General features: G+C 70.0%; 10 protein-coding genes, 4 tRNA genes and 1 pseudogene. 7 read left to right on the forward strand and 8 right to left on the reverse strand.

Features of this window, described 5'->3' with window-relative positions; translation table 11 throughout:
* Positions 1-110 precede the first annotated feature (110 nt).
* Together AB0E14_RS32160 and AB0E14_RS32165 are read right to left on the reverse strand one after the other, a co-directional pair.
* Positions 111-368, reverse strand: coding sequence for a DUF3073 domain-containing protein (locus AB0E14_RS32160; protein WP_260230816.1), 258 nt, complete (start codon positions 366-368; stop codon positions 111-113).
* 343 nt (positions 369-711) lie between these two features.
* Positions 712-1806, reverse strand: coding sequence for a Glu/Leu/Phe/Val dehydrogenase dimerization domain-containing protein (locus AB0E14_RS32165; protein WP_362426282.1), 1095 nt, complete (start codon positions 1804-1806; stop codon positions 712-714).
* A 159-nt stretch (positions 1807-1965) separates the two neighbouring features.
* Between AB0E14_RS32165 and AB0E14_RS32170 the strand changes: the two genes are divergently transcribed.
* Entirely contained in the window at positions 1966-2841 is an 876-nt protein-coding gene (locus AB0E14_RS32170) for a hypothetical protein (protein WP_362426285.1), read from the forward strand.
* 548 nt (positions 2842-3389) lie between these two features.
* Positions 3390-3596 carry a developmental transcriptional regulator BldC gene (bldC, locus tag AB0E14_RS32175; protein WP_003949541.1) on the forward strand — a complete coding sequence of 69 codons (207 nt, stop codon included), beginning with the start codon at positions 3390-3392 and terminating at the stop codon, positions 3594-3596.
* 343 nt (positions 3597-3939) lie between these two features.
* Here the strand turns inward: bldC and AB0E14_RS32180 are convergent, their stop codons facing one another.
* From AB0E14_RS32180 to hrpA, 3 genes are all read right to left on the reverse strand, one after another.
* The gene (locus AB0E14_RS32180; RefSeq protein WP_362426288.1) at positions 3940-4122 is read right to left on the reverse strand and encodes a DUF6274 family protein; all 183 of its coding nucleotides are present in this window, start codon (positions 4120-4122) and stop codon (positions 3940-3942) included.
* A 129-nt stretch (positions 4123-4251) separates the two neighbouring features.
* Positions 4252-4325: transfer RNA gene (locus AB0E14_RS32185), tRNA-Asp, on the reverse strand.
* 124 nt (positions 4326-4449) lie between these two features.
* The gene (gene hrpA, locus AB0E14_RS32190) at positions 4450-8388 is read right to left on the reverse strand and encodes an ATP-dependent RNA helicase HrpA (protein ID WP_362426291.1); all 3939 of its coding nucleotides are present in this window, start codon (positions 8386-8388) and stop codon (positions 4450-4452) included.
* Positions 8389-8632: 244 nt separating this feature from the next.
* On the opposite strand from hrpA, the gene AB0E14_RS32195 reads away from it, so the two are divergent.
* Genes AB0E14_RS32195 through AB0E14_RS32205 form a run of 3 tightly spaced genes read left to right on the forward strand, consistent with a single transcriptional unit; the run spans position 8633 to position 10660 of the window.
* Positions 8633-8998 (forward strand): hypothetical protein, encoded by a 366-nt coding sequence (locus tag AB0E14_RS32195; RefSeq protein ID WP_362426294.1) that lies wholly within the window; start codon positions 8633-8635, stop codon positions 8996-8998.
* Between the two features lie 58 nt (positions 8999-9056).
* A complete protein-coding gene (locus AB0E14_RS32200; RefSeq protein WP_362426297.1) occupies positions 9057-9830 on the forward strand; it encodes a DsbA family protein in 774 nt (257 codons plus the stop codon).
* Complete coding sequence (locus AB0E14_RS32205; RefSeq protein WP_362426300.1) at positions 9827-10660, forward strand: cytochrome c biogenesis CcdA family protein; 834 nt, start codon at positions 9827-9829, stop codon at positions 10658-10660. The genes AB0E14_RS32200 and AB0E14_RS32205 overlap by 4 nt, the downstream gene beginning before the upstream one ends.
* 104 nt (positions 10661-10764) lie before the next feature.
* On the opposite strand, the gene AB0E14_RS32210 is transcribed toward AB0E14_RS32205, so the two are convergent.
* The 3 genes from AB0E14_RS32210 to AB0E14_RS32220 all read right to left on the reverse strand — a co-directional run bounded on the left by AB0E14_RS32210 (position 10765) and on the right by AB0E14_RS32220 (position 11045).
* A tRNA-Phe gene (locus AB0E14_RS32210) sits at positions 10765-10838 on the reverse strand.
* A 22-nt stretch (positions 10839-10860) separates the two neighbouring features.
* Positions 10861-10934 (reverse strand) — tRNA-Asp (locus tag AB0E14_RS32215).
* A 38-nt stretch (positions 10935-10972) separates the two neighbouring features.
* Positions 10973-11045: transfer RNA gene (locus AB0E14_RS32220), tRNA-Glu, on the reverse strand.
* Between the two features lie 104 nt (positions 11046-11149).
* Here AB0E14_RS32220 and AB0E14_RS32225 point away from each other — a divergent pair.
* Both AB0E14_RS32225 and AB0E14_RS32230 read left to right on the forward strand, forming a co-directional pair.
* Positions 11150-11500, forward strand: coding sequence for a metallopeptidase family protein (locus AB0E14_RS32225; protein ID WP_260230806.1), 351 nt, complete (start codon positions 11150-11152; stop codon positions 11498-11500).
* Between the two features lie 292 nt (positions 11501-11792).
* A pseudogene (locus AB0E14_RS32230) lies at positions 11793-11986 on the forward strand (hypothetical protein); the annotation flags it as partial.

Here is an 11986-nt window from a genome sequence, read left to right on the forward strand (position 1 = left end):
CCCACCCACCGTTCCCCCTCACGTGCTCCGCACCGCGCTGCGAACGCACAGAAACCCGGTCCGGGTGATCCGGACCGGGTTCGGTGTTGAGCAGCGCTCTTTTTAAGAGGTCAAGCGCGACGCCGGGACGACGCGTCGGGACCGGACTCGTCGTCCTCGTCCTCGTCGTCCGTGTTGTAGAGATCCGCGTACTGCGCGTACGGGTCGTCTTCCTCGTCGTCGTCCTCGAACGGCTCGCCATTCGGCGGCTGGCTCGAAGTCGAAGCGCCCAGCTCGTTGGCCAGACGCGACAGGTCAGTCCCGCCGCTGCTGTACTTCAGCTGGCGGGCGACCTTCGTCTGCTTGGCCTTTGCCCGGCCGCGCCCCATGGCTCGACCCCCTCGGTGACGGGGCTCGACGGCCCCAGAGTCTTGACACGCGTTCATGAGTCGGAACGGGCTCTCGGAAGAGAGACCGGTCCGTAGGGCTTCAACGGTACCTGCTTCCGTGGCCATACGGTACGCCGCACGCATCACATGCCTCGGTACAGAACCTTCGAGGAGCCCCGTCCTCGCTGGTCAATCGCGATTTTAACCTCTTCTTGAGGGCCGACCCGCCGACCGGGGTGAGTCATCTCTCGATTGGGGTGAACCTACAAAGTTCACCCCTCCGAGCCCCGCAGGGTCCCCGGCCGGGTCCGGTGGACCGGCCCCGTCAAGAATCGGCCACCGCTCAGCCTCGGCGGGCGTCCGCCATCCGCTGCTCGGCGATCCGGTCGGCGGCCGCGGCCGGCGGGATGCCGTCCGACTTCGCACGCGCGAAGATCTCGAGGGTGGTGTCGAAGATCTTCGTGGCCTTCGCCTTGCACCGGTCGAAGTCGAAGCCGTGCAGCTCGTCGGCGACCTGGATCACGCCACCGGCGTTGACCACGTAGTCGGGCGCGTAGAGGATCCCGCGGTCGGCGAGGTCCTTCTCGACACCGGGGTGGGCGAGCTGGTTGTTGGCCGCGCCGCAGACGATCTTCGCGGTGAGGACCGGCACGGTCTCGTCGTTCAGGGCGCCGCCCAGCGCGCACGGGGCGTAGATCTCCAGGCCCTCGACGCGGATCAGGGCGTCGGTGTCCGCGACGACCTTGACCTGGGGGTGCTTGTCGGTGATCCGGCGCACCGACTCCTCGCGCACATCGGTGATGTACACCTCGGCGCCGTCCTCCAGGAGGTGCTCGACCAGGTAGTGGCCGACCTTGCCGACGCCCGCGACGCCGACCTTGCGGTCGCGGAGCGTGGGGTCGCCCCAGAGGGTCTGGGCGGAGGCGCGCATGCCCTGGAAGACGCCGAAGGCGGTGAGGACGGAGGAGTCGCCGGCGCCGCCGTTCTCGGGGGAGCGGCCGGTGGTCCAGGTGTTCGTCCGGGCGACGACGTCCATGTCGGCGACGTAGGTGCCGACGTCGCAGGCCGTCACGTAGCGGCCGCCGAGGGAGGCGACCATGCGCCCGTAGGCGAGCAGCAGCTCCTCGGTCTTGATCTTCTCGGGGTCCCCGATGATCACGGCCTTGCCGCCGCCGTGGTCGAGGCCGGCCATGGCGTTCTTGTACGACATGCCCCGGGAGAGGTTCAGCGCGTCGGCGACGGCCTCGGCCTCGGAGGCGTAGGGGTAGAACCGGGTGCCGCCGAGGGCGGGGCCCAGGGCGGTGGAGTGGAGGGCGATGACGGCCTTGAGGCCGGAGGCGCGGTCCTGGCAGAGCACGACTTGCTCGTGGCCACCCTGCTCCGAGTGGAACAGAGTGTGCAGTACGTCAGCAGCAGGAACGCCGGTCACATCGGTCACGGTGGTGACTCCCAAGTACGAAGCGGCGGTTACGTCGGCCCCTCCATGCGGGTGGTGGCGGGACCGGTTCGGCAGAAGGGTAAGTCCTACGCGGGCGTAGATCCGCCCCAGTGCGCAGGATCACCCCCTCCCGGAGTACCTCCGTGGAAGGATCGCGACATGTCGGTCGCCTCCAGGGTCCTCGTTCCGTACGCCTCCTATCTGCGCATCTACGAGCCGCTGGGGGCCTTCCCCGAGCCGGAGCGCGGGCACTGGGCGCGGTACGCCCGAAGAGACAGGACGCCGACGGCGCAGGAGGAACTGCGCCGGTCGTTGGCGGACTTGCTGCCGACCCCGCCGGTCCCGGTGCCGGTCGAGGAGAGCTCGGACGCCTTCGTCGCCGAGGTCGACGGGGTGGTGGTGGTCTGCCCGTGGCGGACGCGGATGCGGGCGCTGCTGGCGGTGGAGGAGCTGGGGCGGCCGCGGGACGCCGAGCCGGGGCGGCCGCCGCTGCCGGCGCCGGTGCTCGACGCGATGCTGCCGCCGGTGGTGCGCGCCCAGGTGGCGGCGGACCACGAGCGCTGGCGGGAGCGGAACCCGGACGCCCGGCCGTGGATCCGTACGGCGGTCTGGCAGGTGCCGGTGCGCTGGTTCACCCTCTTCTCGGACGAGGAGCGGGAGTACGTGCCCGGGGACCGGGCGCGGGGCGTGGCGCCGGTCATGCGCTACCGGACGCCGATGGTGCAGGCGCGGCGGCGCCTCGCGCGGGCGCTGCGGGCGCTGCGGGAGGCGATCGACGAGGGCCCGATGACCGAGGGCCTGGTCGAGGTGGGCCGGTGGCTTGAGGAGTTCCACCCGCGCTCCCTGGTGGAGCTGGACTACGGCGGTCTGGTGCACGCGCTGTCGGCGGAGCGGCTGGCGGGTGACCGGTCGGCGGCCGACGCGGCCGAGGGGATCGCGGCGCTCAAGGACGGGGACGGGGAGGCCGCGAGCGAGGCGTACGGGCGGCTCGCGGAGCGCTGGCGGGAGATCCGCAACCTGCAGTTCGCCAACTGACCATCGACAGGACACGTCGACCTGATGTAAATGATCATTAAGCGGCTTGTGTGTCCGGCGGGACGTTGGTGCGTGGGCGTCGGGACGTAGGTGGGGAAAGTGTTGGGACGTAGGTCCCGATCCGGGCCTTTGGCTCAAGCGTGACGGACAGCACTTACTGCGCCCTTGCGTCCTTCACCCTCCCTCGTGCCAAAATAGGACAAGGAGTCCGGGGAGGGTTCCTTCCGTCCAACTATGGGCGGAACGCTCAGCATTGCACTCTATGGGGGGTCTGAGGACTCCTGATCGCTCTGTGACTGATCGTCACAGTGGCGTGACTGTCCGTTATGGCATGGTCCATCGACTTCCGCCGCTGATGAACACCTGCGAGGGCAATTCCATCGGTTTGGCCGACGTGGCTGGACGGATGGTGTAGTTGTAGTGCCGAGGACAAGCCGTTCGTCCTATAACCGACTCGGCCCGCTTCTGCCATTTCGGGCAACGCGGGCCAAGGTGCAGAATTTAGAGGAAAGAACCGAGATGGTTCGGTTCTCCCGAGGAGGCCGCTCATGACCGCTCGCACCCCTGATGCCGAGCCGCTGCTGACCCCCGCCGAGGTTGCCACGATGTTCCGTGTGGACCCGAAGACGGTGACCCGTTGGGCCAAGGCAGGAAAGCTCACGTCCATCCGCACCCTGGGTGGACACCGCCGCTACCGCGAGGCTGAGGTCCGCGCCCTGCTCGCGGGCATTCCGCAGCAGCGCAGCGAGGCCTGAGGTACGCGCAACACCCTGTAGCACCGGGCAATTCCGGGTCCCCCAACCTGGACCGCCCACCCACGTTCTACCGACCAGGCGCCTGCCCCAACAGGCTCTTCGTCATCGATCGCGCTGGACTCCGCCGGGTCCAGCGCGATCTTTTTTGTGCCGGCTCCCAGCCCCTGAAGTGCGGTGCAATTGCACATATTAAATGGGGCTCATGTAGGGAGGGTGTAAGCGCGGGGGTGCGGGAAAGGTTTTCCGTGACTCCCGTCACACTGGCGAGGACTTGCCAAAGCGCCGCGAAGCACTGCCCAAGTACAGCCTGCCACTGCCGCGGCGGTCGCCAACGAGCCGTTGGTCATGGGCCGGTGGGACTTTCGTCCTCGGTCTCCTCGGCGGCCCGGTCCACCTCCATGGCGAGCCGCTGGAGGCGGTGGCAGACCGAGCAGTGGCGGGTGAGGTGTCCGTGGCGGGACGCGGCCGCCAGATGGGCGCGCAGCAGCGCCCGTATCTCGTGCCTCGCTGCCGACGCCGCGGCCATGCGTGACCACCTCCGGTCCGGGCCCCCATTTCCCTGATGTCTGGGGTACCGGGGTCCGGCCGACGCCGTCAATACACCGGGCGGAAACGAAGAAGGCCCGCACCGTTCGGTGCGGGCCTTCTTGGAGAGCGATCCTGACGGGACTTGAACCCGCGACCTCCACCTTGACAGGGTGGCGAGCTAACCAACTGCTCCACAGGACCTTGATTCGCGGCCCTCAGTGGGGGCTGCGAACAAGACTGTACAGCAGGTCAGAGGGTCTGGTCGAACCGGCGCAAGGCGACACCCCCGGCAGGCCCCCTCCGCTTCACCTCCCGGCCCCTTCCCCTACGGCGCGGCGGCGTCGATCGCCTTGACGATCCGCTTGTCGGAGACCGGGTGGGCCGTGCCCAGGGCGTGGGCGAAGTAGCTGACCCGGAGCTCCTCGATCATCCAGCGGATGTCGGTGACCTCCTTCGGCACCGGCCGTCCCTGCGGGAGCTGTTCGAGCAGCCAGGCGTACTCGTCGAGCATCTCGTGGACCTTCTCCATGCGGGTGGTGTCCCGCTGCACGCCGGTCGGCATCTGCTGGAGCCGGCGGTCCACGGCCACCAGGTAGCGCATCAGGTCCGGCAGCCGCCTCAGCCCCGTCTTCGTGACGAAGCCCGTGGGCATCAGCCAGGCGAGCTGCTCGCGCACGTCCGCCAGGTTGTTGATGAGCGCCAGGCTGTTCGTCGCCTTCAGGCGGCGCTCGCAGGCCTGCCAGGCGGCCAGGATCTGCTGGACCTGGTCCACCGTCCGCACGGTCGTGTCCACGAGATCGGCGCGGACCTTGTCGTACAGCTTCCGGAAGGACTCCTCGTCCCAGACCGGGCCGCCGTGGTCGGCGATCAGCTTGTCCGCCGCGGCGGTCGCGCAGTCGTCGAAGAGCGCCTGGATCGAGCCGTGCGGGTTCCTGGAGAGGGCCAGCTTCTGCTGGTTGGTGAGCTTGTCCGAGGCGAACTTCGCCGGGTTCACCGGGATGTTCAGCAGGATCAGCTTCCGCGTCCCCTGCCACATCGCCCGCTCCTGCTCGGCCTCCGTGTCGAAGAGCCGTACGGAGACGGTGTCGCCCGCGTCCACGAGCGCCGGGTACGCCTTGACCGGCTGCCCGGCCCGCCGGGTCTCGAAGACCCTCGTGAGCGTGCCGATCGTCCAGTCGGTGAGCCCCGTGCGCTCCAGGGACTGCCCGGAGCCGTCAGGGCCGCTCGTGGCGGCCGCGGCGGCCTTGGAGAGGGCCTGGCGCGCCTTGGGGCGCAGCTTGAGCTTGAGCGCCTCCAGGTCCTTGTCCTCGGCCAGCTTGCGCCGCCGCTCGTCGACGATCCGGAAGGTGATCTTCAGATGGTCGGCGATCCGGGACAGGTCGAAGTCGTCCGGGGTGACCGGGACGCCGACCATCCGGTGCAGCTCGCGGGCGAGCGTCACCGGCAGCGGCTCCTGGAGGGGGACGGCCGAGTCGAGGAAGCGGGCCGCGAAGTTCGGCGCCGGCACGTAGTTGCGGCGGATCGGCTTCGGGAGCGAACGGATCAGCTCGGTGACGATCTCCTCGCGCAGACCCGGGATCTGCCAGTCGAAGCCCTCGTCCGTGACCTGGTTGAGCACCTGGAGCGGGATGTGGACGGTCACACCGTCGGCGTCGGCGCCCGGCTCGAACTGGTACGTCACCCGGAACTTCAGCGGCCCCTGCCGCCAGGAGTCCGGATAGTCGGCCTTGGTGACCCCCGCGGCCTTCTCGTTGATGAGCATCTCGCGCTCGAAGTCGAGGAACTCCGGCTCCTCGCGCCGCTTGTGCTTCCACCACGAGTCGAAGTGCGCACCGGACACCACGTGTTCGGGGACGCGCTTGTCGTAGAAGTCGAAGAGCGTCTCGTCGTCGACCAGGATGTCCCGGCGCCTGGCGCGGTGCTCCAGCTCCTCGACCTCGGTGAGGAGCTTGCGGTTGTCGGCGAAGAACTTGTGGTGCGTGCGCCAGTCGCCCTCGACGAGCGCGTTGCGGATGAACAGGTCGCGGGAGGCCTCGGGGTCGATCCGCCCGTAGTTCACCTTGCGGTCGGTGACGATCGGCACGCCGTAGAGGGTGACCTTCTCGATCGCCATCACGGCCGCCTGGTCCTTCTCCCAGTGCGGCTCGCTGTACGTCTTCTTGATCAGGTGCTGGGCGAGCGGCTCGATCCACTCGGGCTCGATCCGCGCGTTGACGCGGGCCCACAGCCGCGAGGTCTCCACCAGCTCGGCGGACATGATGAAGCGCGGGGGCTTCTTGAAGAGCGCGGAGCCCGGGAAGACCGCGAACTTGGCGCTGCGCGCGCCGAGGTACTCGTTCTTCGCGCCTTCCTTCACGTCCTTCATGCCGATGTGGGAGAGCAGACCGGCGAGCAGCGAGGTGTGCACCGACTGCTCGGGCGCGTCCTCCTCGTTGAGGTGGATGCCCATCTGCTTGGCGACCGTGCGCAGCTGCGCGTAGATGTCCTGCCACTCGCGGATGCGCAGGAAGTTCAGGTACTCGGCCTTGCACATCCGGCGGAAGGAGCTGGAACCGCGCTCCTTCTGCTGCTCGCGGATGTACCGCCAGAGGTTGAGGAAGGCGAGGAAGTCGCTCGTCTCGTCCTTGAAGCGGGCGTGCTGCTGGTCGGCCTGGGCCTGCTTCTCGGCGGGGCGCTCGCGCGGGTCCTGGATGGAGAGCGCGGCGGCGATCACCATGACCTCGCGTACGCAGCCGTTCTTGTCGGCCTCCAGGACCATCCGGGCCAGGCGGGGGTCGACGGGCAGCTGGGAGAGCTTGCGGCCCGCCTGGGTGAGCCGCTTCTTGGGGTCCTTCTCGGCGGGGTCGATCGCCCCCAGCTCCTGGAGGAGCTGCACGCCGTCGCGGATGTTGCGGTGGTCCGGCGGGTCGATGAAGGGGAACTTCTCGATCTCGCCGAGGCCGGCCGCGGTCATCTGGAGGATGACGGACGCCAGGTTGGTCCGCAGGATCTCGGCGTCCGTGAACTCCGGGCGGGAGAGGAAGTCGTCCTCGGAGTAGAGCCGGACGCAGATGCCGTCGGACGTACGGCCGCAGCGGCCCTTGCGCTGGTTGGCGCTGGCCTGGCTGACCGCCTCGATCGGCAGGCGCTGGACCTTGGTCCGGTGGGAGTAGCGGGAGATGCGGGCGGTGCCCGGATCGATGACGTACTTGATGCCGGGGACGGTCAGCGAGGTCTCGGCCACGTTCGTGGCGAGGACGATCCGGCGGCCGGTGTGGGCCTGGAAGACGCGGTGCTGCTCGGCGTGGGAGAGCCGGGCGTAGAGGGGGAGGACCTCGGTGTTGCGGAGCTGCTTCTTCAGCAGCGCGTCCGCGGTGTCGCGGATCTCCCGCTCGCCGGAGAGGAAGACGAGGATGTCGCCCGGGCCCTCGGCCTGCAGCTCGTCGACGGCGTCGCAGATCGCGGTGATCTGGTCCCGGTCCGCCTCCTCGGAGTCTTCCTCCAGGAGCGGGCGGTAGCGCACCTCGACCGGGTACGTACGGCCGCTGACCTCGACGATCGGCGCGTCGCCGAAGTGGCGGGAGAAGCGCTCGGGGTCGATGGTCGCGGAGGTGATGACGACCTTGAGGTCGGGGCGCTTGGGCAGCAGCTGGGCCAGATAGCCGAGCAGGAAGTCGATGTTGAGGGACCGCTCGTGGGCCTCGTCGATGATGATCGTGTCGTAGGCGCGCAGCTCGCGGTCCGTCTGGATCTCGGCGAGCAGGATGCCGTCCGTCATCAGCTTCACGAAGGTCGCGTCGGGGTTCACCTGGTCGGTGAAGCGGACCTTCCAGCCGACGGCCTCGCCCAGCGGGGTCTTCAGCTCCTCGGCCACCCGCTCGGCGACCGTGCGGGCGGCGATCCGGCGGGGCTGGGTGTGACCGATCATGCCCCGGACGCCCCGGCCGAGCTCCATACAGATCTTGGGGATCTGCGTGGTCTTTCCGGAACCCGTCTCACCGGCGACGATCACGACCTGGTGGTCACGTATCGCCTCCAGGATCTCGTCCTTCTTCTGCGAGACGGGCAGCTGCTCGGGGTAGGTGACCGCGGGCATGCGGGCGGCCCGGCCGTCGACGCGCTCCTTGGCCTTGCCGGCCTCGGCGGCGATCTCGTCCAGGACGGCCTCACGGGCCTCGGGCTTGCGGATGCGGCGGGCGCCCTCGAGGCGGCGGCCGAGCCGGTGGGCGTCCCGCAGCGAGACCTCGGCCAGGACGGACTGGAGGGCGGCGAAGGAAGTAGACATACGGAATCCAGGATCGCACCCCGGGCGGAGAACGGGCGAACCGATTTCCGTGCGGTGCGACGGGCGGTGCGGCCCGTGGTGCGACGGGCGGTGCGGCCCGTGGTGCGGCCGGTCGTGCGGCCCGTGGTGCGACGGGCGGTGCGGCCCGTGGGGCGATCGTGGGGCGGCCGTGGGGCGATCGTGGGGCGGCCGTGGGGCGACCCGTAATATTTCGGGCACGTCGAGCCGAGAGGTCCCCACCCCCATGTCCCGCACCGCCCGCACCGTCCGTGCGCTCGCGGCGCTCGCCGCGCTGGTGGGCGTGGTGCTCGGGCTGCTGGGGTGCGGCGCCGGTGCGGCGGCCGTGGCGGCCGAGCCGTCCCCCTTCGTGGTCGCCGGGAGCACGTCGCCCGGCTGCGGTCAGGGGACGAGCGTCGACGGCGCCGCCCGGCCGGCCACCCCGCCGCGGCCCAGCGGCTTCGGCGAGCTGCTGCCCGCGCTGGCGGGGGAACGGGCCGCCGGCGCCGGGGCCTGGGGCTGTGACCAGGACATACGTGAGTCCGCACCGGGCCCGGAACCACCGGAACTGGTGCCTCCGTCACCTGTGGAGCTGTCGATCCTGCGCGTCTAGAGGGCTGGCCGTCCGCGTGTCGTCCACCCCTCTTCTCCCTGTTCAGGAGCGTTTCCGCATGTCCAAGTCCAAGCCGATCATGATCATCTCCGGGGTTGCCCTGGCCGCCGTGCTGGCCGGGGTCGTCTCGTTCACCGCGGGTGCGCCCGCCCCCGTCCGCTCGTCCGGTTCCTCGGCCGCCGAGGTCTCCGCGGAGCCCGGCGGGCCCGTCTATCCCGAGCTGGAGGCCTACGCCCGCCGCGACGCCGCCGACAAGCTCGCCCTGGGCCGGGCCGACGCGCCCGTGGTGCTGATCGAGTACGCCGACTTCAAGTGCGGCTACTGCGGGAAGTTCGCCCGGGACACCGAGCCCGAACTGATCAAGAAGTACGTCGACAACGGCACCCTGCGCATCGAGTGGCGGAACTTCCCGATCTTCGGTGAGGAGTCCGAGGCCGCCGCCCGGGCGTCGTGGGCGGCGGGGCAGCAGGGCCGGTTCTGGGAGTTCCACAAGGCCGCGTACGCCGAGGGCGCCAAGGAGAAGGGCTTCGGCAAGGACCGGCTCGACGCGCTCGCGAAGGAGGCCGGGGTCCCCGACCTCGCGCGGTTCGCCGAGGACACGGACGGCGCGGCGGCCCGCGCGGCGGTGAGCAAGGACCAGGAGCAGGGCTACTCGCTGGGAGCCACCTCCACCCCGTCGTTCCTGGTCAACGGGCGGCCGATCGCCGGCGCGCAGCCGATGGAGACCTTCGTGGACGCGATCGAGGCGGCGGCGAAGGCGGCCAAGGCGGCGCCGAAGCCGTCGTCGACGCCGTCGAAGCCGGCCACGACCGGGGGCGGGGCGGGGGAGTGACCTCCGACATCGGCTATCTGGCCGCCTTCCTCGGCGGTCTCCTCGCCCTCCTCAGCCCGTGCAGCGCCCTGCTCCTCCCGGCCTTCTTCGCGTACTCGATCGACTCGACGAGCCGGCTGCTGGCCCGTACGGGCATCTTCTATGCCGGACTCGCGACCACGCTCGTCCCGCTCGGCGCGGCCGGTTCGTTCGCCGGGCGGCTCTTCTACGGCCACCGGGACCTGCTGGTGGCCCTCGGAGGCTGGACGATCATCGCGCTCGGCGTCCTCCAGATCCTCGGGATGGGCTTCGCCTCACGCAGGATCGCCCAGGTCAGCGGCCGGATCCGCCCCACGACGGCGGTCTCCGTCTACGCCCTCGGCCTGGTCTACGGCCTCGCCGGTTTCTGCGCGGGTCCGATCCTCGGCAGCGTCCTGACGGTGGCGGCGCTGAGCGGCAGCCCGGCGTACGGCGGCCTGCTGCTCGCGGTGTACGCGCTGGGCATGGCCGTGCCGCTGTTCCTGCTGGCGCTGCTCTGGGAGCGGTACGAGCTGGGCCGGCGCCGCTGGCTGCGGGGCCGTACGGTCCGGGCCGGCCGGTTCGAGCTGCACACGACGTCGCTGCTGTCGGGCCTGTTCTTCGTGGTGCTCGGCGGGCTCTTCCTTGCCTTCGACGGCACGACGGCGCTGCCCGGGCTGCTGTCGGTGGACGACTCGTTCGCGGTGGAGGAGCGGGTGGCCTCGGTGGGCCGTTCGGTGCCGGACTGGGCGCTGCTCGTGGCGGTGGTCGCCGTGGTCGCGGTGGTGCTCGCGGTGCGCGGTCGGCGCGGGCGGCGGGGCGAGGAGGCCTGAGGGTTGGGTGAGGGGGTACGGACGTCAGTCCGTACCCCCACCCCCGTACTCCGGTCGGCGGACACGAAAAAGGCCCCGCTCTTTCGAACGGGGCCTTCTCTTTGTGGCTGGGGCCGGGGTCGAACCGGCGACCTATCGCTTTTCAGGCGATCGCTCGTACCAACTGAGCTACCCAGCCACGAGATCATTGCTGACCTCAGCGATCCTGACGGGACTTGAACCCGCGACCTCCACCTTGACAGGGTGGCGAGCTAACCAACTGCTCCACAGGACCTTGCGATGTGCGAGAACAGTCTCGCACAGGTTGTTGCGTGCCCCCAACGGGATTCGAACCCGTGCTACCGCCTTGAAAGGGCGGCGTCCTGGGCCACTAGACGATGAGGGCTAGAGGCTCACCTGCGCGCTTCGCAGCGCGTCGGGGACGTGAGAAGCATATGGGATGGCGGCCGCTATCGCCAAAACGGTTTCACCTGGGGGGACAATGGCCGGGTGCTGGAGATGACGCGCGAGGAGTTCGAGGAGCTTGTCGCCGAGGCCCTGGACCGGATCCCGCCGGAGCTGACGCGACTGATGGACAACGTCGCGGTGTTCGTCGAGGACGAACCCGCGCCGGACGACCCGGAGCTGCTCGGGCTGTACGAGGGGACTCCGCTGACGGACCGGGGCGAGTGGTACGCGGGGGTGCTGCCGGACCGGATCACGATCTACCGGGGGCCGACGCTGCGGATGTGCGAGTCGCGGGAGGACGTGGTGGCGGAGACCGAGATCACCGTCGTCCACGAGATCGCCCACCACTTCGGCATCGACGACGAGCGACTGCACGCGCTCGGCTACGGCTGACGGCTACGGCTGACGCCTACGGCTGACGGTTGCGGCTACGGATACGGATACGGCTGACGGTTGACGGCCGGGCTTCCGGGCTTCCGGGCGCGGTGCGATCGGGGCAGGTGCTTTCCGCGGGGGCGTGTCCCTTGCGGTGCAAAGGGAGTTGGGCAGCGAAACGCGGTCTTCCGCCCGCGCTGTTCCCGCCCTTCTGTGTCCTGGAGGTGCCTCCGTGCGCCAATTGCCCACCCGCGTGCGATGGGTCGCGACCGCTCTGGCGGTGGCGGCCTGTGCCGGTCTGAGCGGCTGCATGAGCGTCAGTGACGAGGGTGCGAAGCCGGCGCCCAGCAAGTCCGCGGGGAAGCAGGGGGAGGACGCCGGTTCCGGCGAGGGCTCCGGCGGCTCCGGCGGCCATGGCGGGACCGGCCGGGGCGCGGCCGGGAGGAGCGGGCCCGACGCGGCCGGGGCGGGGACGGAGCCGCCGGTGCCGAGCGGCTCGCCGTC

It is taken from the genome of Streptomyces sp. NPDC047981 (assembly GCF_040653315.1).
In the GTDB taxonomy this organism is placed as follows: Bacteria; Actinomycetota; Actinomycetes; order Streptomycetales; family Streptomycetaceae; genus Streptomyces.